This is a genomic window from Actinoplanes sp. DH11 (genome assembly GCF_020873875.1).
Taxonomy (GTDB): Bacteria; Actinomycetota; Actinomycetes; order Mycobacteriales; family Micromonosporaceae; genus Actinoplanes.
In genome coordinates, this window is record NZ_JAHWGU010000037.1 from 46,556 (window position 1) to 72,323 (window position 25,768).

The following is a 25,768-nucleotide window of genomic DNA, read 5'->3' on the forward strand; positions in this document are numbered from 1 at the left end:
GCCGAGAAATCACTCGGCGAACGGCTCCAGCATCGTCGACGCGGCCCGCAGCCATGCCTGTCTCGTCTCGGCCTGGAGGTCGCCGTACTCGATCGAGGAGCCGACCTCCAGCGCCGGGTCGTAGGGCACGACCGCGACCGCGCGGGTCCGGGTGGCGAAGTGCTTCTTGAAGTCCTCGAGCAGCGGCAGCGGACCCGGCGACGGACACGAGATCAACGTCACGGCGTTCGCCACCATCTCGCCCATCCCGCTCTCCTCGAGCACGTCGAGCATCCAGTCGGCGGTGAACGCGGCGTCCTCCCGCGGCACCGTGGTGATCACCAGCTGGTCGGCGGTGCGCATCACCGTCTGCCAGTTGACGCTCTCCACGTTGTTGCCGGTGTCCACGCAGATCACGTCGTGGGTGCGGCGGAGCAGGTCGGTGACGCGGCGCACGGTGTCCTGGTCGAGACGCTGCGCGAAACGCGGGTTCTCCTCGCCGGCCAGCACGTCGTAGGAGCCGTCCGACGCGTGCCGCAGATAGGCGTCGAGCTCCTGGAGCAGCGCGTCGCCGTGCAGGCTCTCGATCCGCATCAGGTCCGCGAGCAGGTGCTTTATCGTCCGGGCATGCCGGGCGCTCCCGGCACGCAGGCCGAGCGTGCCGCGCAGCTCGTTGTCGTCCCAGGCCAGCACGCCACGGCCCCGGACACTGCCGATGGTGGCCGCGGCGAGCACGGTCGCGGTGGTCTTGTGGACGCCGCCCTTGGGGTTGGCGAACGCCAGCACCCGTGGCTTGCCGAGCTTGCGCCGCAGCACCGAGGCGGCCCGGTCCACACCGTCGTCGGTGCGCGTCTGGCGCCATTCGATCCGGGCGGCCGGCGGACTGCCGGCCTCCGGCGCCGGTGCGGCGGCCGGGATGCGCGGCGCGGCCTGCGGGGGCACGACCGGGCCTTGGGCGGCAGGATTGCGGGGGTACGCGGGCGCGGGTGCCGTCGCCGGATAGGCGCTCGCTGACGGTGCTTGCGCGGCCGGCGCCTGTGCTGACGGTGCCTGTGCTGACGGTGCTGGTGCGGCCGGCGCCTGCGGGGCCGGTGCCTGCGGCGGGTAAGCCGTCCCGGCGTAGCCGCCTGCGCCCGGCGCATAGCCGTTCGCCTGCGGCGCGGCCGGGTATCCGGTGGCCGCGGGCGGGGCCTGGTAGCCGTTCACGGCGGGCGGGAAACCGCCGGCCGGGTAGTCCCGCGAGGTGCTGCCGTATCCCGGCGCGCCCGAACCGAAATCCCGGGCCGGCGGCGAGGCCTGCGGCTGGGCCGTCGGCGCGGCGCCGAAGTCACGGGCCGAGGACGGCTGCGACCCAGCACCGAAATCGCGGGCCGAAGACGGCGAACCGGCACCGAAGTCACGGGCCGAAGACGGCGAGCCGGCGCCGAAGTCACGGGTGGGCGGGGCGGTCGGCGAGGCCGTCGGCGCCGCGGAGCGTGCGCCCGGCTCGAAGAAGCTGCCCGGCTGCTCGGGCTCGCGCCGGGCCTGCCAGCGCGGATCAAGCGGGTTGATCGGCCGCTGCGGCAGCCTGTCGGGTTCGGCGGCGCGGCGTTCCGGCTGCGCGGGCTGCCCGTGCTGGGCCGACCGGGGATCGAGCGGGTTGAACGGCCGGCGCTCCACCGGTGCGGCGGCGCGGCCCGGCTGCTGCTGGCCCCAGGGCGCCTGCTGCTCCGGCTGCGGAGTCTCCTCCGGTTCCTCGCTGCGGCCACCGTGCCGAGCCCGGTCGAGCAGCGCCCGCCAGCGCGGGGCTGGTTCCGCAGGCCGGCCCCAGCCGGTCTCGGTCCCGTCCACGGCTCGTCCTTTCTGCGCCTACCCGATTGTCATCCTCGGCGATGGTCTACACCCGGCGGACGCGGTTCTCGCCCCCTGACAGGCTACGGACGTGAACCCTAGTCGGACCACCGGCCGACCGACCATCTCCGGGTCATTCTTGATCACATAGCGGCACGCTGGTCGTGCACGTGCATCCACCCGGCCGTTTCGCCGGTCGGAAAAACTAACGCCCGGGCTCGCCGCCGGATGCTCCGGATGACGCGCCGTACCCGTCGCGAACAGCACTCGCGTCCGCCGCCGAGGGTACGGCAAGGTACCGCTCGGCGGGGAATACGGAAAGCGACGATGTACCAGTCGAACTTTCGGGTGAGGCAGATGTCACAGGCGCCCCGATCGACGACGGTATCGGCGCCGGGGTGGCCGGAGCAACCGGCGCGTCGGTGGCCGGCCCGGCGGAGGCCGAGGGACGCACCGGCGCGCTGCCGCTCTCCTCGGGCAGCGGCGGCCGGAACTCGGCCCGGTCCAATCGCGACACCTCGGGAGCGGGGTCGACGACGCGGACGCCGGGCGTGGTGGCGAGGCCGGTCAGCACGGGTGGCACGGCCCGGACCACCGCCGCGAAGACGCACGCGCAGCCGGTCCGGTAGGCCTGCGCCTCCGCCGCCGCGGTGCCGGCCGCAGTCCGGTAGACCTCCCGCAGCCGCTGCTCATTGTGCCCGTCGCCGGTCAGCGCGGCGGCCAGCCGCAGGTACTCCGCCTCCTCCTGGTCCCGGGTCACCGCGGCGGCCAGCATCCCGGCGGTCACGTCGCCGGGCAGCTGGTGCGCCGCGATCCGGGTCACCGGGGTGCGGGTGTCCGGCAGCGGGACCCGCGCGTACACCTGGGCGACGGCCGCGCCGGCGAGCAGGTCGGCCAGCAGGGCGGGTGCCGCGTACTCCCGGAGGGCGACGAGCGCCCAGGTCTCGCCGGCCGCCGGGGCCGAAGGAGCGGTGAGCACCGCCATGTCGTGCCGCGCCGAATCCAGGTAGCCGTCAACAGACTGGCCCTCGACCACACCGACCTGGACCACCACGCCGGTGGCCTCCCCGGCGGGCAGCTCCCGGTCCACCCAGACCAGCGCGGCGAGGAGCGTCACGACGGCGGCCAGCGCCACAGCGGTCATGATCAGTGACCGGAACGAGCCGCCCCCGAAACGGACCGGGACGGCTCGCCGAACGTGCGCGGAGCCCACGTCTGCACTCCCGACGGGATCAGCCGGCGTCCTCCAGGACGTCCAGCGCGTATTTCAGGTCGTCAGGGTAGTCGCTGACGAACCGGACCTCATCGTGCGTCCGGGGGTGGGCAAAAGCCAGTTCGCGGGCGTGCAGCCACTGACGGTCCAGTTTCAGCCGGGCCGCCAGGGTGGGATCCGCGCCGTAGGTCAGGTCGCCGACGCACGGGTGCCGCAGCGCCGAGAAATGCACCCGGATCTGGTGGGTCCGCCCGGTCTCCAGCCGCACGTCCACCAGACTGGCCGACCGGAAGGCCTCCAGCGTGTCGTAGTGCGTCACGCTCGGCTTGCCGCCGGACATCACCGCGAACTTCCAGTCGGCGGTGGGGTGCCGGTCGATCGGCGCGTCGACGGTGCCGCGCAGCGGGTCCAGGTGTCCCTGCACCACGGCGTGGTACCGCTTCTCCACCTCGCGCTCCTTGAACGCGCGCTTCAGAGCGGTGTACGCCATCTCGCTCTTGGCCACCACCATGAGGCCGGTCGTCCCGACGTCGAGCCGGTGCACCACGCCCTGCCGCTCGGCCGCGCCGGTGGTCGCCACGTTCTGCCCCATCGCGAGCAGCCCGCCGACCACCGTCGGACCGGTCCAGCCGGGGCTGGGGTGCGCGGCCACACCGACCGGCTTGTCCACCACGACGATGTCGTCGTCGCTGTAGATGATCTTCATGCCGTGCACCGGCGCGGCCACCACCACGGGGGCGGCGACCGGCGCGGGCAGGGTCACCTCCAGCCAGGAACCGGCGGCCACCTTTTCCGACTTGGTCCGGACCACCCCGTCGACAAGCGCGTCGCCGGACTCCACCAGGGTCGCCGCGGCGGTCCGGGACAGCCCGAAGAGCCGCGAGACCGCCTGGTCCAGCCGCATCCCGTCAAGCCCGTCCGGCACCGGCAAAGAACGCTGCCCGCTCATGCCGTCACCTCCGCTACGCTCCGGCGCCGACATGAGTCCACCACTGAGCCAGCCGATTCGCTCGCAAGCTCGCTCATGCCGCCCCCTCCGCTGCGCTCCGGCGCCGACATGAGTCCACCACTGAGCCAGCCGATTCGCTCGCAAGCTCGCTCATGCCGGCTCCCCCGCTTCCTTTTCTTTCGTGGCCTTGGCCTTCTTTTCGGAGACCAGGCGGCTGCCGTCGCGCTGCCGGCCGGTCAGTTCGAGCAGCACCGCGAGCACCACGCCGACACTCAGGCAGCTGTCGGCGATGTTGAAGACCGCGAAGTACTCGCCGTACGGCCCGAAGACACTGATCATGTCGACCACGTGACCGTGCAGGAAACTCGGCGCCCGGAACAGCCGGTCGCCGAGGTTGCCCAGCGCGCCGCCGAGCACCAGGCCCAGCGCGACAGCCCAGGGCACCGACCGCAGTCGCGTGGCCATCCAGCCGATCCAGCCGACCACCACCAGGGTGATCAGCGGGAACACCCAGGTGAACGAACTGCCGAAGCTGAACGCCGCACCGCTGTTGCGCAGCAGCGACAGGTGGACTAAGCCACCCAGGATGCGGACCGGCTCGCCGGGTTCCAGGTTCTCGGTGGAGAGGTGCTTGACCCACTGGTCGAGCGCCACCGCGATCACCGCGGTGACGGCCAGGATGGTCACGGCACGGGGCGCGAACCGCTTCGGGGCGGTCGCTGGCTCCTCGGCGTTCAGCGTCGTTCCTCCAACTGCTTGCATGAGACACACAGGGTCGCGGACGGGAACGCCGCCAGTCGCTCGACCGGGATCTGGTTTCCGCACCGCTCACACCAACCGTAGTTGCCCGCCCCGAGCCGATCGATGGCGCGTTCCACCTGTGTGATCCGCTCGAGCAGGTTGTTGGCCAGCGTGATCTCCTGCTCCCGCTCGAACGTCTTGGTTCCGGTGTCGGCCTGGTCGTCCCCGGCCGAGTCGGCGAACCGCTCGCGCTGCAACTCGGTGATCTCGCTGAGCGACTGATCGTACTCGGCCTGCAGTTCGTTCAGCCGCGCGACCAGAGCCTGCCGGATCTCCTCGGTCTCCGCGGCGGTGCGGCTCCGCTCCGCGGCGGATCCACCGGCCGAACCGGACCGGACTTCGGTTGCCTTGGCCATCGTCGCTCCCTCGGCCGCGCACCACGCGCGGCGATCGACGGTCTGCGGGACGTGCGGGGCGGCGCCCCGGCGTCCCCTGGTCATGTTCCCCGTGTCCGCGGGCGGGGTCCCCGGCCGTAGATCCTCCCCCACCTGCAGAAACGGCGCGGCAGGAAAGCAGCCGCGCACGTATGAGGGTGGCAAGGATACGGAAGGTGAGCGACCCCGACAACCCGCCATCCCACCCGTCCGGCGACAAACCAGCCGAAACGAGTCAGCGGGCCGCCGGATACCCGACGATACACCTCAGGTGACTCACTGCTTACCAAGAGTCATTGGAGCAGGGCTGCCAACCGCTGCTCCCACGCCTGCGCCGGAGCCGTGACGGTGAAGACCTTGTCCCGGCTGGTGGCGCCGATCCGCAGCGTCACGTCAGCGGGCCGCACGCCCAGCGCCTCGGCGAGCGCCCTGCGGACCGCCTCGGTGGCCCGGCCGTCGACCGCCGGGGCGGACACCGCGACGACCAGCGCGGGTCCGTGCGGGCCGTCGTAACGCCCACCCACCCGGTCGCGACCAGCACCGGGACGCACCCGCACCGCGACCGACCCCGGACCGCCGCCCCGCGGTCCGCCACCGGATCGGCCGCCGTGTTCGACGCGGTCCGACGCCGCACGACTGCTGCTGGACTCCGCGCGGCTGCTGCTGGACCCCGCGCGACTGCTGCTGGACCCCGCACGGCTGCTGTTGGACCCCGCACGGCTGCTGCTGGACCCCGCGCGATTGCTGCTGGACCCCGCGCGATTGCTGCTGGACCCCGCACGATTGCTGCTGGACCCCGCACGATTGCTGCTGTTGGACGCCGCGCGGCTGCTCACCGCTGGGCGACGGCGGCGACCAGCCGGTCGACGGGCCGGCACAGGCCGCACGGGCTGAAGCCGAGCTCGACCGCCTCGTTCGCCGGCAGCGGCTCGGTGAGCCGGCCGACCAGGTGCGGGCAGTCCGCCATGTGGTAGCGGGGCCGCCCGTCGACCACGAGCACCTCGGCGTCGAGGCGGGCCACCAGGACCGCGTCGGAGGGCCGGACCGATTGTGGCAGCGGCTCGTCGTCCGGGTCGTCGTCGTCCGGCTCGCCGAACTCGTCGGCGACGCCGGCGGAATCCTGGTCGTCGGCGGCGCGGCGCCAGGAGGCGTCCGTGCCGTCCGCCGCGCGCGCCGCGCCGATCGTGGAGGCGGCCCGGTCGTAGTCGTCGGCCGGCTCGGCCCTCCGGGCGTTATCCCGTGCCGAGTCGGAATCGGCATAGTCTGCGGCAGCGGACGGAACGGCACCCGATTCGGGGCCCAGCCGGCCGGCGGCGTCCCGTTCGCCGGCCTCCCGGGCGGCCTCGGCCGCGAGCCGGTCGTCGTCGATGCCGGATTCGTCCCGGTGCGCCACACCGGCCTGATCGGCGAAGGCGGATTCGCCTGCGAACGCCGCGGCGGGCGGGGCAGAATTCTCGGCGGAAGGATCACTCGAGTCCCGGTCCGGCGTGTACTGCCCGGTCTCGGTGTACTGCCCGGTCTCGGTGTACTGGGCGGTCCCGGCGAACTGCGCGGAATCCGGGTATGCGGCCGGCTCGGCGAACTCGGCGCCGTCGTCGAACCGCGCGGGCTCGTCGTCGAACCGCGCGGGCTCGGGGTGCCTGGTCCGGGCGGGCGCCTCCGGCATCGGCCCGGAGCGCTTCCAGTCGCCGTCGCGCTCCTCGGCGAGACGGCGGGCGGCGGTCTGCCGGGCGCCCAGCACCAGAGCGGCCGCGGCGAGCAGGCTCACCACGATCGCGGCTATCAGCAGGTTGCTCGAACCGTTGATCAGACCGAGCGCGAGAAACACCACCGCGACGGGGATGAGCAGGAGACTAGCAACGATCATGGCTCATCCTCGTCGCGGTTCGGTTCTCGATCGCCGTGCCGGGGTTACGGTCAGCGGCCCGATTCGATGGAGTTGGTCCGGCCGCCGTAGGAACCGGCGAGGCCGGCCGCGGCCAGGCCACCGGAACCACCGACCGCACGGCTGGCGTCGGCACGGGTCAGCTCGGCCTCGAGGCCCTGCCCACGACCGTCGAGGTCACGGAGCTGGCTCTCCAGGTACGCCTTGAGGCGCGTGCGGTACTCCCGCTCGAACTGCTTCAGCTCCTCGATGTGCTTCTGCAGCGCGGTGCGCTTCGCGTCCAGGCCACCCATGGCCTCCTGGTGCCGCTGACGTGCGTCCCGCTCGAGGGCGTCGGCCTTGGCCCGCGCCTCGCGGGTGACCTCCTCGGCCTTGGAACGGGCGTCGGAGAGCAGCTTGTCGGCCTCGCGGCGGGCGTCGGACACGTGGTCGTCGGCGGTGCGCTGGGCCATCATCAGCACCCGGAGCGCCTGCTGCTCGCCGTCGGCGCCGGTCGGGCCGCTGCCCGGGCCGGGGCCCTGGGCGCGAACCTGCTCGAGCTCGGCCTGCATCTGCCGGGCGGCCTGCTCGGCCGCGGACTTGTCCCGCTGCACCCGGTCGAGCTGGGCTTTCAGGTCGTTGAGCTCGGCAGCCATGCGGGGGTCGGCACCCGGGGCCACTGGCGCGCCACCCCGGCCACCGCGCTCCACCTGGGCGCGCAGCTCGTTGTTCTCCTCGATCAGACGGGCGAGCTCGCGCTCCACCTCGTCCAGGAAAGCGTCGACCTCCTCCTCGTCATACCCCCGCTTGCCGATCGGGGGCTTCTTGAAGGCGACGTTGTGCACGTCGGCCGGGGTCAGCGGCATCGAAACTCCTCGGGTCAGTCGCGGCCGCGGTTGGGGCTGCTGTCTAGCTGTATGTGTTGATCAGTGGAACCAGCACGAAGTTCATGAGCACGAACAGGATAACCAGCAGCACGATGGAAGCCAGGTCCAAACTCACGTTACCAATGCGCAGCGGTGGGATCACACGCCTCAACGCCTTGAGGGGCGGATCCGTGACGCTCCACACGGATTCGAGTCCGGCGGACGCACCCCGGCTGGGCTGCCAGCGCCGTCCGTACTGGAGCACCGCACCCAGCACGAACCTGGCCAGCAGCACCATGAAGAAGAGGTACAGCAAGATATAGAGACTCTGGAAGACGATCGACAGCACGTTGGGCGGATCCCTCGTTCGGGTCAACTCTGGGTGAAGAAGCCGCCCTCAGCGATCTTGGCCTTGTCCTCTGCGGTGACCTGGACATTCGCCGGTGAGAGCAGGAAAACCCGGTTGGTCACGCGCTCGATCGTACCCCGCAGGCCGAAAGCCAGCCCGGCGGCGAAGTCAACCAGCCGGCGAGCGTCGGATTCATCCATCTCAGTGAGATTGATGATGACCGGGACACCGTCGCGGAAGTGCTCGCCGATGGTGCGTGCCTCACGGTAGGTGGTCGGGTGCAGCGTGGTGATCTGGTAACGCTGCTCCTCCTCCACCGGACGCGGCTGGACCTGGGGCTGGACCTGCGGCTGCGGCTTGAGCGCCAGGTTCTCCCGGGTCGAGTAGCTCAGCGCGTTGCCCTGGTCCGGCGTGACCGGCGGCCGGGTGATGGAGCGCACGCTCGCCCGATCGAGGCGCTCGCTCTCCTCCCGGTCCAGGTCGGCACGGGCCGCGGAGACCCGGTCGAGCCGGCTGCTGCGCTCGGCGCGCGCCCGCGGGACGGCGCGGTCGTCGTCCTCGTCCTCGTCGGCGAACTCGTCGGCGTACCGGTCGCTGGCGTAGCGCTCGCGCTCCCGGCCGCGTTCCCGGTCACGATCACGGTCGCGGTCACGGTAGGAGCTCTCCCGATAGCCGCGGTCGTCGTACCCGCGGTCGTCGTCCTCCTCGACGAGGCCGAGCCAGACGCCCGCCTTACGCAACGCGCTCATGCTCCCCCTCCCTGCCGAGTGTCCATGCCCCCACCTCCGTGTCCGCTGTGCGGCCCGCACCCGGCGTTCGGCGTGCCGCGTCCCCCCTTGTGCGGGCCGATGACCCGGATCCGATTCGGACCCACGACCCGCTGCGACGCTGCGTCGTCGGACGCGGCGGCCGCCGTGCTGGGGCGCGTCGCGTAAAACAACACCTGTGTAGTTTGCTGCCCGGCGCAAGGCTACCGCAGCGAGTTTCGCATCCCGAGCAAAGAAGTACCGATCCGTACGTGTGTCGCCCCGTGACGCACGGCCGCCTCGAGGTCGCCGCTCATGCCCGCGGAGACCGTCGTGGCGCCCGGGTACCGGTCGCTCATCCGCCCGGCCAGCAGGGCCAGCCGCTCGAATGCCCGATCCGGGTCCCAGCCCAGCGGCGCCACCGCCATCACGCCGGCGAGCCGCAGACCGTCCGAAGAGGTCACCGTGTCGGATACCCGCCAAAGATCATTTTCAACCACACCACCGCGTGCCGGATCGCCGTCGAGACTGATCTGGATCAGCACGTCCAGCGGCACCTCGCGTTCCTGCGCGGCCCGGCCCAGCGCCACGGCCAGGCGTTCCGAGTCCACCGACTCGACCACGTCCGCGTACGACACCACCGATTTGGCCTTGTTGCGCTGCAGCTGACCGACGAAGTGCCAGCGCAGGCGTGCGCCGGCAGCGTGCGCCTGCGCCGCCTTGGCGGCCGCCTCCTGGTCCTTGTTCTCCCCGACGTCGGTGACGCCCAGCCCGGCGAGCAGCACGACGTCGCTCGCCGGGTAGGTCTTGGTCACCGCGGTCAGGGTCACGCTGTCCGCCGGGCGCCCGGCAGCCTCGCACGCCCGGGCGATCCGTTCCCGCACCCCAAGAAGATTGGCGGCGAGCTCAGCCCGCCGCCGTTCATCACGTTCCATCAGCAGTGCTCAGGAGCCGTTCTTGAGAAAGTCCGGCACGTCCACGTCGTCGAACAGCACCGACTTGCGCGGCGGCGGCGTGGTCGGGACCGGCGGGGGCGGCGGCGTCACCGGGATGGTCGGCGCGTTGGCCAGCCCACCCTGCGAGGGCGCCGGCACCTTGCGCGCGGGCTCGGCCGGCTTGTACGACGGAGAACCGCCGTCGAAGCCCGCCGCGATCACCGTGACCCGGACCTCGTCGCCGAGCGCGTCGTCGATCACCGCACCGAAGATGATGTTGGCGTCCGGGTGGGCGGCGTCCGTGACGAGCTGCGCCGCGTCGTTGATCTCGAACAGGCCGAGATCCGACCCGCCCGCGATGGAGAGCAGCACGCCGCGCGCGCCGTCCATGCTCTGCTCCAGCAGCGGGCTGGAGATCGCACGCTCGGCCGCCTCGACCGCGCGGTTGTCGCCGCGCGCGCTGCCGATGCCCATGAGCGCGCTGCCCGCGTTGCTCATGACGCTCTTGACGTCGGCGAAGTCCAGGTTGATCAGACCCGGCGTGGTGATCAGGTCGGTGATGCCCTGCACACCGGAGAGCAGCACCTGGTCGGCCTGGCGGAACGCGTCCATCATGCTGATGCCGCGGTCGCCGAGCGCGAGCAGCCGGTCGTTCGGGATCACGATGAGCGTGTCGCACTGGTTGCGCAGCTCGTCGATGCCGGCCTCGGCCTGGACCTGGCGCCGCTTGCCCTCGAAGGAGAACGGGCGGGTGACCACGCCGATGGTGAGCGCGCCGAGCTTGCGGGCGATGTTGGCCACGACGGGCGCGCCGCCGGTGCCGGTGCCGCCGCCCTCGCCACAGGTCACGAAGACCATGTCGGCCCCCTTGAGGACCTCCTCGATCTCGTCCCGGTGGTCCTCGGCGGCGTTCTTGCCGACCTCGGGCTGTGCGCCGGCGCCGAGGCCCCGGGTCAGCTCCCGGCCGACGTCGAGCTTCACGTCGGCGTCGCTCATCAGCAGCGCCTGGGCGTCTGTGTTGATCGCGATGAACTCGACGCCTTTGAGCCCAACCTCGATCATGCGGTTCACGGCGTTCACGCCGCCGCCGCCGATACCGACGACCTTGATGACCGCAAGGTAGTTGTGTGGAGGTGTCATCGGGCTCAGCCTTCCCTTCCAGGGTGGGCGAATGTCGACGGCCCCTGCGGTCCGAGAATCCGCACTTCGACAAACGCTGCCGTACAAGGGAGGGCGAGGAAACCCTCACCCTCTACTAGAGGTTCAGAGTTATGTCAACCACTCGAACCTCTCGACGCAACGTAAGCAAACATCCGCCCGCGACCAAAGACCTCGAGCGGCGTGTCGCGTCCGCTTACGTGGCGAGTATCCGACTGACCCGTAACCTCAACCTTATTATTCCGTTCCGTGACAGTTGTCCGGTTAAACTGCTATTTACCGAATCGTGACAACCGTCGGGGCGCTCACGTCAATCTCGTCGCCCTTCTGCCCGAGCAGCTCGGTCGCCACCTTGCTCTTCTCACCGCTCTTCGTGTCGTCACCCCAGATGACGACCCGGCCCTTCCGTAACTCCAACCGGATCTGCACCGGTGAGGGGACGGTCACCGCCACGAGCTGACTGCGGAGTTCGTCACTCAGCGAGCCCAGCACGGTCAGCGCCGAGGCGGTGTTCGTGTCCAGCGGCCCCGGCGCGGTGAGCCGGGCCAGCGGCAGACCACGCGGCTGCTTCGCCACCGCCCGGAACGGCACACCCTGGTCGTCGATCAGGATGAACCCCTGCTTCGCCGGCACCGCCGCCACCGCGACGCGCTCGACCACCTCGACCACCACCGTCGACGGCCAGCTCCGGGTGATCACCACCTGGTCCACGGCGGGCAGGCCGCGCACCCGCGCACCCGCCGCGCCCAGGTCCACCCGGGCCAGCGGCCGGTCCGGCGGGATCGCGGCGGCCTGACGCACCTGGTCCGGGGTGAGCAGTTCGGTGCCGACCACCTCGACCTGGCGGACCCCCAGCACCGAGGTGCCGTAGACCACCCAGGCCAGCCCGCCGACGACCAGCAGCACACCGGCACCGACCAGCCACGGCAGCGCGGCCCGCAGCCGGCGCTGCCGGGCCCGGGCCATGAAACGGCGCGCCGACGGCGGTACGGCGTCCGTACCGGCCCGCACCAGCCGCCAGTTGCGCGTCCCCCCGCCGGCCATCGATCAGTGGGCCAGGTCCGGCTGCTGGTCCGCCTCGGCGAGCGCGGCCAGCAACTCGTCACCCATCAGCGAGATCGGCGGCGCGCCCATCGTCACCACCACGTCACCGGGGCGGCTGCGGCGGACCACCTCGGCCGCCACGTCGTCCCAGTCCGGCACGAAGACCTTGCGGTCGGCGGGCAGGTCGATCGCCGCGGTCAGCGCCCGGCCGCCCTCGCCCGGGCCGCGGGTCTCCCCTGGCCCGAAGACCTCCATGCAGATCACCTCGTCGGCGACGGCCAGGCCTTCGGCGAGTTCCGCCTGCAGGTCACGGGTGCGGTACACCCGGTACGGCTGGAAGACCACGAGCAGACGGCCGTCCCCGGCCACCTCGCGCAGCGTGCGCAGCGCCGCCAGGACGGAGGTCGGGTGGTACGCGTACTCGTCGTAGACCCGGACCCCCGCGGCGATGCCCTTGCGCTCGAAGCGGCGCCGCACGCCCGGGAACGACTCCAGTGCCTCCACCACCTTGTCCAGCGGCAGACCCAGCTTGAGGGCGGTCAGCACGGTGGCCGCGCTGTTCAGGCCCATGTGCTTGCCGGGCAGCGCCAGCTTCAGCTCACCGAGCGGCTTGCCCTCCAGCTCGGCCTGGTAGCGGACGCCGCTGGTGGACGAGACGACGCCGGAGATGCGCAGGTCGGCACCCTCGGACTCGCCGTAGGTGTAGACCGTCTTCCCGGCCGCCCGCAGCCCGGCGATCAGCTCGTCGGTGCCCGGCCCGTCCGCGCAGGTCACCACGAAGCCGTCGGCGAGCGAGCCGAACTCCAGGAAGCCGGCCTTCAGCGACTCCAGATCACCCCAGTTGTTGAGGTGGTCGCCCTCGATGTTCGTGATGATCGCGACATGCGGCCGGTAGATCAGGAACGACTTGTCGCTCTCGTCGGCCTCGACCACGAAGTACGGACCGGTGCCGTGGTGCCCGGCCGCGCCCGCCTCGGAGATCTCCCCGCCGATCACGAAGGACGGGTCCTGCCCGGCGTGCTGCAGGATCACCGTCATGATCGACGTGGTGGTGGTCTTGCCGTGGGTGCCGGCGATCGCGATGCTCCGCCGGTTCGTCATGGCCGCGGCGAGGGCCTCCGAGCGGTGCATCACCCGCAGCCCGCGCCGGCGTGCCTCGACCATCTCGATGTGGTCCTGCGGGATCGCGGTCGAGTAGACGACGGTGTCGACGCCGTCCAGGTTCGACGGCACGTGCGCCATGTGCACGGTGCCGCCGAGCGCCCGCAGCGCCGCCAGCGCCGGCCACTCGCGCAGTTCGCTGCCGGAGACCGGGACGCCCCGGGTCAGCAGCAGGCGGGCCAGGCCGGCCATGCCGACCCCGCCGATGCCGATCAGATGAACGCTGCCCAGGTCCTCGGCGGTCAACTCGCCGGCCGGCGTCAGCTCCGCCGTAGTCACAGTCCTGCTCCCTCTGTCAACGTGAACCTCAGCTCACCGCTTCGAGCACATAACGCAGCAGCGCCTCGTCGCCGTCCCGCCGCCCGTACCGTGCCGCCGCCGCACCCATCCCGGCAAGCCGCTGCCGGTCCCGGGCCAGCGGGATGATGTTGCGTTCGATCCAGTCCGGCGTCAGCTCGCTGTTGTCCACCAGCAGGCCGCCGCCCGACTCCACCACCGGGAGCGCGTTACGCCGCTGCTCCTGGTTGCTGAACGGGTAGGGCACGTAGATCGCCGGCATGCCGAGCGCCGTGGTCTCGGCCACGGTGATCGCGCCGCCCCGGCAGAGCATCAGGTCCGCGGCCGCATAACCGAGTTCCATCTCGGACAGATACGGCACCACCACGTACGGCACCGGGAGGTCACTCGGCACGTCGAACGGGTCGTTGCGGCCACCCTGCACGTGCAGCACCTGGATGCCGGCGTGGGCGAGCCGCTTGGCCGCCGCGGCGACCGCCAGGTTGACGGACCGCGCGCCGGACGAGCCGCCGGAGACGAAGAGCACCGGCAGGTCGGGGCGCAGCCCGAAGTGGTAGAGCGCCTGCGGCCGCAGGGCCGGCCGGTCCATGCCGGTGATGCCGGTGCGCAGCGGCACACCGACCAGGCGGGCGTTGCGCAGCGACTCCGCCTGCTCCAGCTGGTGCGGGAAGCCCACCGCGATCCGCTTGGTGAACTTCATGCCCATCCGGTTCGCCACCCCCGGCGGCACGTTGACCTCGTGGATCACGATCGGCAGCTCCCGGCGCCAAGCCGCGAGGTAGGCCGGCACCGAGACGTAGCCGCCGAACCCGACGACCACCTCGGCCTGCACCTCGTCGATCACCTCGCCGGCCGCGGCGGCCGACCGGTACATCCGGTCCGGGGTGCGCAGCAGGTCCAGGTTCAGCGACCGGGGCAGCTGGAACGCCGGGATGTTGCGCAGGTCGTAACCCGCCGCCGGGATCAGCTGGTTCTCCATGCCCTTGGGGCTGCCCAGCGTCGTGATCCGGATGTGCGGGAAGTGGCGCCGCAGCGCGTCGGCGAAGGCGAGCAGCGGATAGATGTGACCGCCGGTGCCTCCTCCGGCGAGCACGACCGACCGCAGCTGGACCATCACCGTCTCCTTCCGTCCCCCACCTCAACGGGCTTCTTCTGCACCGGCGGACGCGGCTTTCCCGGCCGCCGCGGCGGGGGGAGCGGCGGCAGCGGGGCCCACACTAGTCGTACCCATCGAGGCGTCGGACGGGCGTTCAGCGCTCGCGCCGCGTCCGGCTCCGACCGGGCGAAGGACGCCAGCACGCCGATCGCCGCCAGCGTCACGACAAGGGCACTACCACCTGCGGAGATGAACGGTAGCGGAAGACCGGTGATGGGCAGCAGCCCGACCACCCCACCCATGTTGATCACGGCCTGGGCGACCAGCCAGGTGGTGATCCCGGAGGCGGCGAGCCGGCGGAACGGGTCACCGGACCGGCGGGCGATCCGGAACCCGGTGTACGCGAGCACGGAGAGCAACCCCAGCACCACCGCACACCCGATCACGCCGAGTTCCTCGGCGACGATCGCGAAGATGAAGTCGTTCTCCGCCTCCGGCACCCAGCCCCACTTCAGCGCGCCCTTGCCGAGCCCCACCCCGAACCAGCCGCCCTCGAAGATCGCCGAACGACCCTGGACGATCTGATAGCAGGCGCCGTCCACGTCGCACTCGCTGAGCGGCGTCAGGAAGCTGGTCAGTCGTTCCACCCGGTAGTTGGGCGCGCCCTCCGAGCCGGACCCGGCACCCCGCGACGCCGCCGCGATCAGCAGGCCGACGCCGGCCAGTCCCAGCACGCCGAGGGCCGCGAAGAACCGCATCCGCACGCCCGCCGCCCAGAGCAGCCCGACGATCAGGCCGAGCAGCACCAGCATGGTGCCGAGGTCGTTGTACCCGACCAGCACGAACAGCAGACCCACCACCGGGAACAGCGGCATCGCCAGCTCGCGCCAGTGACCCAGTTTCGGCCCCTTGCGGGCGATCACGTCGGCGCCCCAGAGCACCATGCCCATCTTGGCGATCTCGCCCGGCTGCAGGCTGACCGGCCCGAGGTACAACCAGTTCAGGTTCGCCCGGATCGGCCCGAGCCGACCCGAGCCGATCTTCGCCGAGGCCAGTGCGTGCAGCACCGCCAAGATCACGAGCAGCACGATCGCGACGCCCAGCACGTACTTGCCGAGCGTCCGCAGGGTCGCCGCCGGCAACCGCTGGCAGACCCAGAACGCGATCAGGCCGAGCAGTGCGTACACCGCCTGGCTGGAGATGTCCGAGAACGCGTTGCCGTTCTTCGCGAACGCCTCCACGCTCGTCGCCGAGAACACCATGGTGAGCCCGATCAGCAGCAGCAGACCGGAACTGGAGATCAGCAGGTAGTAGGACGAGAGGGGCCGGGCCAGCATCCCGTGCACGGCGGGCAGCAGCTGCCGGCTCAGCGACGGGCGGGCCTGTTGAGTACGGTCGTCCGCCATAACCCCATCATCGTCCGATGTCCACCATCCCGACCGTCACCGCCCGGCGTGTCGCGATTGTTGCGAGCCATCCGACTCTCAGCCCATCACCGCCAGGTGATCGCTGTAGAACAGGCCGAGGCCGATCGCCGCGCAGATGCCGGCGATGATCCAGAAGCGGACGACGATGTTGACCTCGCTCCAGCCGGCCAGTTCGAAGTGGTGCTGAAGCGGTGACATCCGGAAGACCCGCTTGCCGGTGGTCTTGAAGGAGATGATCTGGATGACCACGGACATCGTGATGATGACGAAGAGGCCGCCGATGATGACCGAGAGCAGGGTCGTCCGGGTGGCGACGGCGAGACCGCCGATCAGGCCGCCGAGGGCGAGCGCGCCGGTGTCACCCATGAAGATCCGGGCCGGGTTGGTGTTCCACCAGAGGAAGCCGACACAGGCCGCTGCCGCCGCCGCTGAGATCATCGCGATTTCCAGTGGATCTCGCACCTGATAGCAGTGTGCTTCGGTCAGCGCGCTCGTGGTCCGGTAGTCGTCGTCACCGCACCAGTGCCGGTACTGCCAGAAGCCGATCAGCGAGTACGCCCCGAGGACCAGGATGGACGCGCCGGTGGCCAGGCCGTCGAGGCCGTCGGTGAGGTTCACGCCGTTCGACATCGCCATGATCACGAAGACGAAGACCATGACCGAGCCGACCTTGCCGACGTCGAGCCAGCTCACGTCCCGGATGAACGAGATCTTCTCGCTCGCGACGGTCTGGCCGTTGGTGCTCGGGAAGTAGAGCGCCGCGATGCCGAAGCCGGTACCGATGATCAGCTGGCCGAGGAGCTTGCCCTTGGCGCTGAGACCGTCCGAGTTGCGCTTACGGACCTTGAGGAAGTCGTCCAGGAAGCCGACCGCGCCGCAGAACACGAAGATGCCGAGCAGGACCAGTGCGGTCATGGTCGGCTTCTCCTGCGCGATCTGCCGGTCCGGCAGGGTGGTCAGCGCGAGGTGACCGGCCACGTAGGCGAAGACGGTGGCGATGATGAACGCCACCCCGCCCATCGTCGGCGTGCCCTTCTTGCCCATGTGGGTGGCGGGGCCGATGGTGCGGATCGGCTGTCCGGCCTTGAGCGCCGAGAAGACCCGGATCGCGATCGGGGTGCCGAACAGTGAGATGAGAAAGGCGACCGCGGCCGCGACGATTACTGCCCTCACGGGCTAAACCTCCTCGAGACGCCGCAGCCAGTCGGCGACGTCCCACGTGCGGTACCGGGAACCTTTGACCAGCACGACGTCGTCGGCGCGCAGGTCCTGTCTGAGGATGTCGATGGCGGCGGCCTGGTCGGCGGCGAGGTGCGCCTCCGCGATCGCGGAACCGCCGTCCAGGATGGGGCGGGCGTCCTCGCCCACGGCGATGACCCGGTCGATGCCCAGCTCGGCGGCGAGCCGGCCGACCTCGGCATGCCCGGAGATCTCGTACTCCCCCAGCTCGGCCATGTAACCGAGCACGGCCGTGGTGCGCCGCCCCTCCCCCATCGCGGCGAGGGCCCGGATCGCGGCCGCCGTCGACGAGGGGTTGGCGTTGTACGAGTCGTCGATCACGGTGACGCCGTCCGGCCGGTCGAACACGTCCATCCGGCGGCCGGAGACGATGCCCACCTCGCCGAGGGCGGCGGTGAGCTCGTCCAGGTCCATGCCGGCGTGCAGGGCCACGGCCGCGGCGGCGAGGGTGTTGGCGACCTGGTGCCGCCCGGCCACCGCGAGCCGGACCGGCCCGGACCGGCCGCCGGCGTGCAGGACGAACGAGGCCCGGCCGGACGCGTCCAGGCGCACGTCGGTGGCCCGCACGTCCGCGTCGTGCTCACCGGTGCGCACCACCCGGGCGGACGTCCGGGACGCCATCGCCGCGACCAGCGGGTCGTCCGCGTTCAGCACGGCCACGCCGTCCGCCGGCAGCGCCTCGACCAGTTCGCCCTTGGCGAGCGCGGTCCCCTCGACCGACCCGAACTCCCCGATGTGCGCGGCGCCCACGTTGAGCACGACGCCGATGCGGGGCCGGGCGATCCCGGTCAGGTAGCGGATGTGGCCGACGCCCCGGGCGCCCATCTCGAGGACCAGGAAGCGGGTCTCGTGGGTCGCCTGGAGCACGGTGTACGGGAAACCCAGCTCGTTGTTGAGCGACCCGGCCGGCGCCACCGTCGGCCCGAGGCGGGCGAGGAGCTGCCCGATGTAGTCCTTGGTGGTCGTCTTGCCGGATGATCCGGTCAGCCCCACCACGGTCAGCTTGCCGAGCCTCGTCAGCACCTCCCGGGCCAGCGCGGCGAGCGCCGCCAGCTGGTCCTCGACGATCACCGACGGCACACCGACGTCCTTGGTGCCCAGGATGCCCGCGGCCCCGGCGGCGACCACACCAGCGGCGTAGGCGTGGCCGTCGGCCTTCTCGCCCTCGAAGGCGACGAAGAGCCCGCCGGGCCCCACCTTGCGCGAGTCGTACTCGAGGCCACCGGTCACCGTCACCTCGGGCGCGGCGTTGACCACCCGCCCGCCGGTGACGGTGGCGATCTCGCCGAATGTCATCGGGATCATGCGCGGCCTCCCAGCGCGGCGGCCAGCTCGATCCGGTCGTCGAACGGCAGCACCTCGCCGTTCACCTCCTGGCCCTGTTCGTTGCCCTTGCCCAGCACCGCGATCACGTCGCCGGCCGACGCCAGCCGGACCGCCTCCCCGATCGCCGCACCCCGGCCCGCCACCTCGATCACCTTGGCGGGGGTGTGCGCGGCCTCGGCGCCCTCGCGCACCGCGGCACGCACGACGGCCGGATCCTCGGTACGGGGATTGTCGTCCGTGATGATCACCAGGTCGGCGCCCTCGGCCGCGGCCGCGCCCATCAGCGGCCGCTTGCCCCGGTCCCGGTCGCCGCCGGCGCCGATCACGCAGATCAGCCGGCCGCCGCGGCCGGTGGCGAGTTCGCGCAGCGCCGCGAGGGCGGCCACGATCGCGTTCGGCTTGTGCGCGTAGTCGACCACGCCGAGCACGTCACCGGGCGCGTCGACCTGCTCGAGCCGGCCGGGGACGCCGCGGCAGCCCTTGATCCCGGCGGCCGCCGTCGACGGCTCGATGCCGGCGCCGGTCAGCAGGGCCAGGGCGAGCAGCGCGTTGGCGACGTTGTGCAGGCCGGGCAGGGCCACGCCGGTCTCGACGGTGAGCCCGCCGGGGCCGTGCGCGGTGAAGGTCTGCCCGTACGCCGCCGGCCGCACGTCCGTCGCCCACCAGGTCGCCCCGGTGTCGCCGGACGCCGAATACGTGATCGTTCCGGCCCGCCGCAGGCGCATCACCTCGGCGTCGTCGTGGTTGAGCACCTCGACGGCGGAGCGGCCGTCGAACAGCCGCGCCTTGGCCTCGAAGTACTCCTCGGACGAGGGGTGGAAGTCGAGGTGGTCCTGGCCGAAGTTGGTGTAACCGGACGCGGCGAACCGGATGCCGTCAGCACGCCCCATCACCAGAGCATGGCTGGACACCTCCATCACCACCGCCGAAACCCCGCGTTCGACCCCGGAAGCCAGGATCGCCTGGAGGTCGGTGGCCTCCGGCGTGGTCCGCACGCTCTTCACGACGAGGTCGCCGAGGCGCGTCTCGACCGTGCCGACGAGCCCGGTGACCAGGCCCGCGGCGCGGAGCCCGGCCTCGACGAGGTAGGACGTGGAGGTCTTGCCGGCCGTACCGGTGATCCCGATCATGGTGAGCCGCCGGGACGGCTCGCCGTAGATCGCTGCCGAGGCGGCGCCGAGCACCGCCCGCGGATCGTCGACCACGAGCACGGGCAGGCCCGCTTCCCGCGCGGCGGCACGCCCCGCGGGATCGGTCAGCACGGCCGCGGCGCCGGCGGTGGCAGCGGCGGGGATGAACTCCGCGCCGTGCCGGTTCGCACCGGGAAGAGCCGCGTATAGGTCGCCGGGGCGCACGGCCCCGCTACTGTGAGTGACCCCTGTGACATCAGTGTCACCGTCCGCCCACTCCGCGTTGACCAGCTCGGCGAGCTGGCGCAACGGAAGCGGCGTGACGTTCTCGGGTCGGGGAATGCCGGACACGGCGTCAGACCCTACCCCGTGCCGCACAGCTTCCCGTCAACGCCATGCGGCCGGGGTTCATGGATGGATCTTGAAGGTCGGCGGCTTCGTACCGGACGGTGGCACACGGTAGTGAAGCAGGGTGTAGGACATCATCTCGCTGAACGCCGGCGCGGCCACGTCACCGCCGCCGCCGGTGGCGACGTCCATCGACACCGCGATCACGTACCGCGGGTCCTCGGCCGGCGCCATGCCGATGAACGAGCTGGCGTTGTGGCTGGTGTACTGCCCCTCGACGAGCATCTTGCCGGTGCCGGTCTTGCCCGCCACCCGGTAACCCGTCACCGCGGCGGCGCCACCGGTGCCACCCTTCACGTCGACCACGGCCTCCATCATCGTCCGCAGCTGCGACGCGACCTCCGGGTCCAGCACCTTGTGCGACTTCGGCGGGGCGGCCGGGGTCACCTTGCCGTCCGCACCGGAGATGGTCGCCTTGATCAGCTGAGGTTGCACGTAGGTGCCGTCGTTGGCGATCGCACCGTACGCCGCCGCCATCTGGATCAGCGTGGCCGAGACACTGTGCCCGATCGGCACCGAACCGTAGGCCGAGCCGCTCCACTGTGCAGGCTCGAGCAACTGCCCCTCGGCCTCACCGAGCATGCCCTCACCGGTCGCCGCGCCCAGACCGAACAGCTTCTGGTACTCGTACACCTTCTCCTTGCCGAGGCCCTCGGCGATCAGGATGGTGCCCACGTTGGAGGAGAGCGCCAGCAGGCCCGGCATGGTCATCTCGGTGCCGGCCTTCATCGGGTGGGTGTCCTTGAACGCGTACCCGCCGCGCTCGATCGCCGGCCCGATCCGCATCGTCGAATCCGGCGTGATGACGCCCTCCTGGAGCGCCGCGCCGAAGATGAACGCCTTGTGGCTCGAACCGGGGTCGGTGACGACACTGCTCGGCACGTCGATCCGCTGGCGGGAGGTGGACTTCTCCGGCTTCGCCGCGTTGTAGGACGGGTAGCTGGCCTGCGCGAGCACCTGCCCGGTGCGGGCGTCCAGGACCACCGCGCCGGCCACCGTCGCGTCGCGCTTCTCCGCCTCGGCGTCGAGGATCTGCTGCACCTGGTACTGCACCTCGCGGTCGATGGTGAGCTGCAGCGAGTTGCCGGGCCGGGCGGCGGTGTACTGCTGGTAGCCGCCGGGGATCTCCTTGTTCAGGTTCCCCTTGCCGATCTCGAAGACCCGCTTGCCGTCGATGCCCTGGAGCAACTTGTCGTAGCGGGCCTCCAGCCCTTCCAGGCCGTGCAGGCCGTCGCCGGTGAAGCCGATCAGGTTCGCCGCGAGGTCCCGGCCGGGCACGTCGCGCCGCTCGTCGCTGTGCGTGTAGATCCCGGGAATCCGCATCGCCTCGATCTTGTCGGCGACCGCCACGTCCACACCGCGCGCCAGGTAGCGGAACTTCAGCCAGCGGCCCAGTTCCTGCTTGCGCTGCATCTTCTCGACCAGCTCGGACTGCGGGACACGCAGCAGCGGCGCCAGCCGCGACGCGATGCCCGGGACGTCCTTTTGCAGCCTCGCGTTCTCCGGGTCGGCGGAGACGTAACGCGCCTCCACGCTGTGCGCCAGCACCGCGCCGGAACTGTCCAGGATGCTGCCCCGCGGCGCCGGCAGCTCGACCGTGCTCAGCCGCCGCTCGCGCAGCGCGAGCAGGCTCTCCGCCTCCTCCGGCGACGTGGCGACCTGCAGCACCACCAGCCGCACGCCGATGGTCACGAACAGCGAGAGCGCCAGCACGGTGCCGAGCCGCAGCCGCCGGGTGCTGTTGGCGAGCTTCGGCGGCTCCGCGGGCACCCGCTTCTCCGGCCGGGCGGGCGGCCTGCGGCGAGGCGCCGGGTCCTTCTCTTTTCTGGTACGGGGAACCGCACGGTCCCGCTCCGGCCGCCGACGCGCCGTCCCGTCTTCCTGGGCATCGCTGATTCCGCGGCCCCGGCCGCGATCCCGCGCTCCCGCACCGGCGGCGACGCTCTCCGCGTCACGGGCCCGTCCCCGCCGCGCCGTCTCCGCACGTGCCGACTCCGAACGTGCCGACTCCGAACGCGCCGACTCCGAACGTGCGGTTCCGGCCCGTGCCGTTTCCGCGCGTGCCTGGTCCGAGGCTCGGCCGCGGCCCGGCTGTCCCGCACCGGCGCCGCTCTCGCCCTTCCGGCCGTTCTCGGCACCCCGGCCCCGGGCCCGCTGGCCCGTCTCGCCGCCGTCGAGCACCTGAAGCGCCGGCCGGAACGGATCACCCGTCCGCCCGGACCGCGGCAGCCGCCCCCGCTCGGCCACGCTCCGGCCGCGCGGCGTGTAGGCACGGGCATCGCCGATGGCGGACCGGCCTCGCCGCCCCGCGTTCTCCTCCGGCTCGTCGGCCGGCAGGTCGTGTGACGAACCGCGCCGGGGTGCAGCACCCCGGCGCGGTGTCTCGTCGTCGGCTCGCGGCGACACTGCTGCCCCCTACTGCCCGGCGCCCGCGGGCGACGTGCCGGCCGGGGCGGTGCCGGCCGAGGCCGGGCCACCCTGGTTCGGACCGTTCTGGTCCACGCTCTTCTGGCCCGCGCCGTTCTGGCCCGCGCCGTTCTGGCCCGCGCCGTTCTGGCCCGCGCCGTTCTGGGCCGCGCCGTTCTGGGCCGCGCCGTTCTGGGCCGCGCCGTTCTGGTTCAGGCCGTTCTGGGCCGTGACGCCCGGCTGCCCGCGACCCGGCGTGGGGATCCGGCTGATCTTCCCGTCCGGGAGCCGGATCATCGCCGGGGATTCGGCCATGACCAGCCCCAGCCGGCGCGCCGCGGCGTGCAGGTTGCCCGGGTTGGACGCCTGGATCAGCTGCTGCTCCAGCGTCTGCTGCTGCTTGTCGAGCTCGGCCTTCTGCTTCTGCAGCGCGTCGATCCGGAAGGACTGCTCCATCGTCTTCGTGTTGATCAGCAGGATGCCGAGCACACCGGCCAGGACGACGGCGATCACGGACGCGGCGAACGTGGCCCGCGGCGCGCGCAGCGGCAGCGGCGGGGCCACCAGGAGCTTGGGCCGCCCGGTGGCGACCGGGTCGGCGGCGGTGACCTCCAGGCCGGTCACCTCGAGGGCGAGCGCGGCCGTGCCGTCGGCCTCGGGCTTGCGCCGTCCGCCGCGTACCCCCTCGGTCACCCGGCCCCGTCCGGCACCCACCCGCGGCGAAGCGGCGGCCCTGTCGGCCCGCTCGCGAACCCGGTCCGCACCGCCGGGCTTGCCGCCCCGCGGGGTTTCCGCACCGTTCCCGCCGTTGCTCCCGGTCCCGGAGCGGCGCGTGTCGGAACGGCCGGAGGTCTGGCGCACCCCCCGGGCGCCAGCTTCCCGGGTCGTCATCTCACGGCCCCCCGACCGCGACGCGCTGGAACGCTCGCTCATGCTCTTCCCTCCCCCTCGTTCGCCCCCGGGCGTAACCGCCCCTGACCCCTGTGCGTTGACAGTCGGGGCCGTTCGCGGACGGCTCCCACTGCCTGGTTGTACCTGCGCCCCTGCTCCTGCTCGTCGATCCGTTCCACCGCCCGCAGCTTCACCGAGGCCGCCCGCGGGTTCGCCGCCACCTCCGCCTCGCTGGGCAACTCCGACCCCCGGGTCAGCAGCCGCAGCGTCGGACCGGTTCCGGGCAGTTCGACCGGAAGGTCGATCGGCCCGGTGCTACGTGCCCTCGCGGCGAGCGCTCGTTTCACGATCCGGTCCTCAAGTGATTGATAACTCATCACCACAAGGCGCCCCTTGGGCGCCAACGCGTCCAAAGCCGCCGGAACCGCACCCTCGAGAGCGTCCAGTTCGGCGTTGACCTCAATGCGTAGTGCCTGGAACGACCTTTTTGCGGGATTTCCACCCGTTCGGCGCGCGGCGGCCGGGATCGAGTCCTTGATCAGCTCAGCCAGTCGCGCCGTCGAGGTGATCCGGGCCTTCGCCCGCTCCCGCACGATCGTCGACACGATCCGCTGCGCGAACTTCTCCTCGCCGTACTGCCGGAGGATCCGGACCAGCTCACCCGGCTCGTACTCGTTCACGACGTCCTCGGCGGTCACCCCGCGGGACTGGTCCATCCGCATGTCCAGCGGGGCGTCCTGCGCGTACGCGAAACCGCGATCCGCCTCGTCCAGCTGCAACGAGGACACACCGAGGTCGAAAAGTCCGCTGTGGATCGCCGGGATGCCCAGCTCACTCAGGGCTCGCGGCAGTTCGTCGTAGACGGCGTGCACCAGATGCGCCCGCCCGGCGAACCGGGTCAGCCGGTGCCGTGCGTGCGCCAGTGCCTCGGTGTCCCGGTCGAGCCCGACCAGGGTCACCCCCGGGAACCGCTCCAGGACCGCCTCGGCGTGCCCGCCCAGCCCGAGCGTGAAGTCGACGTGAACGGCGCCCGGCAGCTCCAGGGCGGGAGCGAGCAGCTCAAGACAACGCTCGAGCAGCACCGGCACGTGCGTGCCCCGCGGCTCCCCCATGTCGACCCCCACTTGCCTGCCCGTTCGCGTCTCACCCGGTGTTGCTTGTCCGCCGTTGCCAGCCCGGCCACCCATCCGTACCGCCAGATCCCCATCCGCTCGTGTCCCGCACCGGCTCCCCGTAAGGAAGCCCGGCCCCGGACACGCGCCTGGCGCCGGGGAAGAGGCGCCAGGAGCGGGAGCGGCTGGAGATCTCGCAGTACGGCGGCAGTGGCGTCCGGGCCGCATCGCGACCCACCTAGGTGCCACGCCCTACAGTCCGCCGGGCAGCACCCCCTCCTCGATGTCGGCGAACTCTTCCTCGCTCGCCGAGAGGTAGTCGTCCCAGGCCTGCTTGTCCCAGATCTCGACCCGGGTGCTCGCACCGATCACCACGAGGTCGCGGCCGAGACTCGCGTAATCCCTCAGGTGCGCCGGGATGGTCACCCGGCCCTGCTTGTCCGGCACCTCGTCGTGGGCGCTGGCGAAGAACACCCGGCTGTAAGCCCGGGCGGCCTTGTTCGTCACCGGCGCCTCGCGCAGCTGACCCGCGATGCGCTGGAACTCCGGCATCGGGAACACGTAGAGACAGCGCTCCTGCCCTTTGGTGATCACGACACCTCCCGCCAGCTCGTCACGGAACTTGGCCGGGAGGATCAGCCGGCCCTTCTCGTCCAGGCGCGGGGTGTGAGTGCCGAGGAACATCGGCCCAAACCCCCCTTGCCGTGGCGTCCGCCCCTTCGCGGTGGAGCGGCCCGCCTGTCAACTCGGGCCGGCAGTCCCGGATCGGTTCCTCGGTCCTGCCACTGCGCTCCACTCTACTCCACTTCCCTCCACCTGCAACCCGAATGGGGCCGCTCCCGAACCGATTTCGCAGACGTATCCGCAGGTCGCAGCCGGTGGGCCGGAGTGGAGGGCAAAGCCATGATCATCCCCGTCCGGTTTCCGACATCGGGCACAGTGAGTGCGAAAAGTCCGCACAGATCGGGCCCGGGTGCCCCTTCTACCGCACCGGTGGAGGGAAGTGGAGCCCCCGAGTGGAGCAAAGTGGCCCCCCGACCCGAACGGCCCCACCCGACCCGGCCCGCCTCACCCGGCCGCCCCGCCCCCCCCGGCCCGGCCTCGTGCCCCACCCGACCCGGTGCCCGCCTCCCCGCCCGGCCCGGTGCCTGCGGCCCCCGCCCGGCC

22 protein-coding genes and 1 pseudogene are annotated in these 25,768 nt (G+C 71.6%); all 23 read right to left on the reverse strand.

The genetic code is table 11. The features are described from left to right. Positions 1 to 9: 9 nt before the first annotated feature. The 23 genes and pseudogenes from LPA41_RS36150 to mraZ all read right to left on the reverse strand — a co-directional run bounded on the left by LPA41_RS36150 (position 10) and on the right by mraZ (position 25,285). Complete coding sequence (locus tag LPA41_RS36150) at positions 10 to 1,809, reverse strand: AAA family ATPase (protein WP_229075762.1); 1,800 nt, start codon at positions 1,807 to 1,809, stop codon at positions 10 to 12. Positions 1,810 to 2,014: 205 nt separating this feature from the next. Then, the gene (locus LPA41_RS36155; RefSeq protein ID WP_229075763.1) at positions 2,015 to 2,953 is read right to left on the reverse strand and encodes a hypothetical protein; all 939 of its coding nucleotides are present in this window, start codon (positions 2,951 to 2,953) and stop codon (positions 2,015 to 2,017) included. Positions 2,954 to 3,041: 88 nt separating this feature from the next. Continuing rightward, positions 3,042 to 3,971, reverse strand: a complete 930-nt coding sequence (locus LPA41_RS36160; protein WP_374238256.1) for an RluA family pseudouridine synthase — start codon at positions 3,969 to 3,971, stop codon at positions 3,042 to 3,044. Between the two features lie 150 nt (positions 3,972 to 4,121). Next, positions 4,122 to 4,733, reverse strand: a complete 612-nt coding sequence (gene lspA / locus LPA41_RS36165) for a signal peptidase II (protein ID WP_229075765.1) — start codon at positions 4,731 to 4,733, stop codon at positions 4,122 to 4,124. Beyond that, positions 4,706 to 5,128, reverse strand: a complete 423-nt coding sequence (locus tag LPA41_RS36170; protein ID WP_229075766.1) for a TraR/DksA family transcriptional regulator — start codon at positions 5,126 to 5,128, stop codon at positions 4,706 to 4,708. The genes lspA and LPA41_RS36170 overlap by 28 nt, the downstream gene beginning before the upstream one ends. A 311-nt stretch (positions 5,129 to 5,439) precedes the next feature. Next, positions 5,440 to 5,703: a DUF167 domain-containing protein gene (locus LPA41_RS36175; RefSeq protein ID WP_229075767.1), complete on the reverse strand. Its 264-nt coding sequence runs from the start codon at positions 5,701 to 5,703 to the stop codon at positions 5,440 to 5,442. A gap of 275 nt (positions 5,704 to 5,978) precedes the next feature. Then, positions 5,979 to 7,013: a hypothetical protein gene (locus LPA41_RS36180; protein ID WP_229075768.1), complete on the reverse strand. Its 1,035-nt coding sequence runs from the start codon at positions 7,011 to 7,013 to the stop codon at positions 5,979 to 5,981. A 50-nt stretch (positions 7,014 to 7,063) separates the two neighbouring features. Continuing rightward, positions 7,064 to 7,876, reverse strand: coding sequence for a DivIVA domain-containing protein (locus LPA41_RS36185; RefSeq protein WP_229075769.1), 813 nt, complete (start codon positions 7,874 to 7,876; stop codon positions 7,064 to 7,066). 43 nt (positions 7,877 to 7,919) lie between these two features. Further along, positions 7,920 to 8,225: a YggT family protein gene (locus LPA41_RS36190; protein WP_229075770.1), complete on the reverse strand. Its 306-nt coding sequence runs from the start codon at positions 8,223 to 8,225 to the stop codon at positions 7,920 to 7,922. Between the two features lie 23 nt (positions 8,226 to 8,248). After that, entirely contained in the window at positions 8,249 to 8,974 is a 726-nt protein-coding gene (locus LPA41_RS36195) for a cell division protein SepF (protein ID WP_229075771.1), read from the reverse strand. Positions 8,975 to 9,195: 221 nt separating this feature from the next. Continuing rightward, positions 9,196 to 9,906, reverse strand: a complete 711-nt coding sequence (locus tag LPA41_RS36200; protein ID WP_229075772.1) for a YggS family pyridoxal phosphate-dependent enzyme — start codon at positions 9,904 to 9,906, stop codon at positions 9,196 to 9,198. Between the two features lie 9 nt (positions 9,907 to 9,915). Beyond that, complete coding sequence (gene ftsZ / locus LPA41_RS36205) at positions 9,916 to 11,046, reverse strand: cell division protein FtsZ (protein WP_229075773.1); 1,131 nt, start codon at positions 11,044 to 11,046, stop codon at positions 9,916 to 9,918. Between the two features lie 294 nt (positions 11,047 to 11,340). After that, the gene (locus LPA41_RS36210; protein ID WP_229075774.1) at positions 11,341 to 12,108 is read right to left on the reverse strand and encodes a cell division protein FtsQ/DivIB; all 768 of its coding nucleotides are present in this window, start codon (positions 12,106 to 12,108) and stop codon (positions 11,341 to 11,343) included. 3 nt (positions 12,109 to 12,111) lie between these two features. Next, the gene (gene murC / locus LPA41_RS36215; RefSeq protein WP_229075775.1) at positions 12,112 to 13,548 is read right to left on the reverse strand and encodes a UDP-N-acetylmuramate--L-alanine ligase; all 1,437 of its coding nucleotides are present in this window, start codon (positions 13,546 to 13,548) and stop codon (positions 12,112 to 12,114) included. 28 nt (positions 13,549 to 13,576) lie between these two features. Beyond that, positions 13,577 to 14,680, reverse strand: a complete 1,104-nt coding sequence (gene murG, locus LPA41_RS36220) for an undecaprenyldiphospho-muramoylpentapeptide beta-N-acetylglucosaminyltransferase (RefSeq protein WP_229075776.1) — start codon at positions 14,678 to 14,680, stop codon at positions 13,577 to 13,579. Beyond that, a pseudogene (locus LPA41_RS36225) lies at positions 14,601 to 16,068 on the reverse strand (FtsW/RodA/SpoVE family cell cycle protein); the annotation flags it as partial. The gene murG and the pseudogene LPA41_RS36225, both read right to left, overlap by 80 nt. Positions 16,069 to 16,146: 78 nt before the next feature. Further along, positions 16,147 to 17,262, reverse strand: coding sequence for a phospho-N-acetylmuramoyl-pentapeptide-transferase (mraY, locus tag LPA41_RS36230; protein WP_229075778.1), 1,116 nt, complete (start codon positions 17,260 to 17,262; stop codon positions 16,147 to 16,149). 3 nt (positions 17,263 to 17,265) lie between these two features. Beyond that, the gene (gene murF / locus LPA41_RS36235) at positions 17,266 to 18,633 is read right to left on the reverse strand and encodes a UDP-N-acetylmuramoyl-tripeptide--D-alanyl-D-alanine ligase (RefSeq protein ID WP_229075779.1); all 1,368 of its coding nucleotides are present in this window, start codon (positions 18,631 to 18,633) and stop codon (positions 17,266 to 17,268) included. Next, a complete protein-coding gene (locus tag LPA41_RS36240; RefSeq protein WP_229075780.1) occupies positions 18,630 to 20,135 on the reverse strand; it encodes a UDP-N-acetylmuramoyl-L-alanyl-D-glutamate--2,6-diaminopimelate ligase in 1,506 nt (501 codons plus the stop codon). Before LPA41_RS36240 ends, murF begins: the two co-directional genes overlap by 4 nt. A 57-nt stretch (positions 20,136 to 20,192) precedes the next feature. Continuing rightward, positions 20,193 to 22,439, reverse strand: a complete 2,247-nt coding sequence (locus LPA41_RS36245; RefSeq protein WP_374238257.1) for a penicillin-binding transpeptidase domain-containing protein — start codon at positions 22,437 to 22,439, stop codon at positions 20,193 to 20,195. Between the two features lie 168 nt (positions 22,440 to 22,607). Then, positions 22,608 to 23,531 carry a hypothetical protein gene (locus LPA41_RS36250; RefSeq protein ID WP_229075782.1) on the reverse strand — a complete coding sequence of 308 codons (924 nt, stop codon included), beginning with the start codon at positions 23,529 to 23,531 and terminating at the stop codon, positions 22,608 to 22,610. After that, entirely contained in the window at positions 23,528 to 24,601 is a 1,074-nt protein-coding gene (rsmH, locus tag LPA41_RS36255; protein WP_229075783.1) for a 16S rRNA (cytosine(1402)-N(4))-methyltransferase RsmH, read from the reverse strand. Before rsmH ends, LPA41_RS36250 begins: the two co-directional genes overlap by 4 nt. Positions 24,602 to 24,853: 252 nt before the next feature. Beyond that, a complete protein-coding gene (gene mraZ / locus LPA41_RS36260; protein ID WP_229075784.1) occupies positions 24,854 to 25,285 on the reverse strand; it encodes a division/cell wall cluster transcriptional repressor MraZ in 432 nt (143 codons plus the stop codon). Positions 25,286 to 25,768: the final 483 nt, after the last annotated feature.

Bases quoted from the DNA above. Each gene is read 5' to 3' on its own strand.
- mraZ (WP_229075784.1), bottom strand. From the start codon at position 25,285: ATGTTCCTCGGCACTCACACCCCGCGCCTGGACGAGAAGGGCCGGCTG.
- LPA41_RS36195 (WP_229075771.1), bottom strand. From the start codon at position 8,974: ATGAGCGCGTTGCGTAAGGCGGGCGTCTGGCTCGGCCTCGTCGAGGAG.
- LPA41_RS36155 (WP_229075763.1), bottom strand. From the start codon at position 2,953: ATGACCGCTGTGGCGCTGGCCGCCGTCGTGACGCTCCTCGCCGCGCTG.
- LPA41_RS36160 (WP_374238256.1), bottom strand. From the start codon at position 3,971: ATGAGCGGGCAGCGTTCTTTGCCGGTGCCGGACGGGCTTGACGGGATG.
- LPA41_RS36185 (WP_229075769.1), bottom strand. From the start codon at position 7,876: ATGCCGCTGACCCCGGCCGACGTGCACAACGTCGCCTTCAAGAAGCCC.
- ftsZ (WP_229075773.1), bottom strand. From the start codon at position 11,046: ATGACACCTCCACACAACTACCTTGCGGTCATCAAGGTCGTCGGTATC.
- LPA41_RS36210 (WP_229075774.1), bottom strand. From the start codon at position 12,108: ATGGCCGGCGGGGGGACGCGCAACTGGCGGCTGGTGCGGGCCGGTACG.
- LPA41_RS36170 (WP_229075766.1), bottom strand. From the start codon at position 5,128: ATGGCCAAGGCAACCGAAGTCCGGTCCGGTTCGGCCGGTGGATCCGCC.
- LPA41_RS36200 (WP_229075772.1), bottom strand. From the start codon at position 9,906: ATGGAACGTGATGAACGGCGGCGGGCTGAGCTCGCCGCCAATCTTCTT.
- LPA41_RS36250 (WP_229075782.1), bottom strand. From the start codon at position 23,531: ATGAGCGAGCGTTCCAGCGCGTCGCGGTCGGGGGGCCGTGAGATGACG.
- lspA (WP_229075765.1), bottom strand. From the start codon at position 4,733: ATGCAAGCAGTTGGAGGAACGACGCTGAACGCCGAGGAGCCAGCGACC.
- LPA41_RS36180 (WP_229075768.1), bottom strand. From the start codon at position 7,013: ATGATCGTTGCTAGTCTCCTGCTCATCCCCGTCGCGGTGGTGTTTCTC.
- murG (WP_229075776.1), bottom strand. From the start codon at position 14,680: ATGGTCCAGCTGCGGTCGGTCGTGCTCGCCGGAGGAGGCACCGGCGGT.
- rsmH (WP_229075783.1), bottom strand. From the start codon at position 24,601: ATGGGGGAGCCGCGGGGCACGCACGTGCCGGTGCTGCTCGAGCGTTGT.
- murF (WP_229075779.1), bottom strand. From the start codon at position 18,633: ATGATCCCGATGACATTCGGCGAGATCGCCACCGTCACCGGCGGGCGG.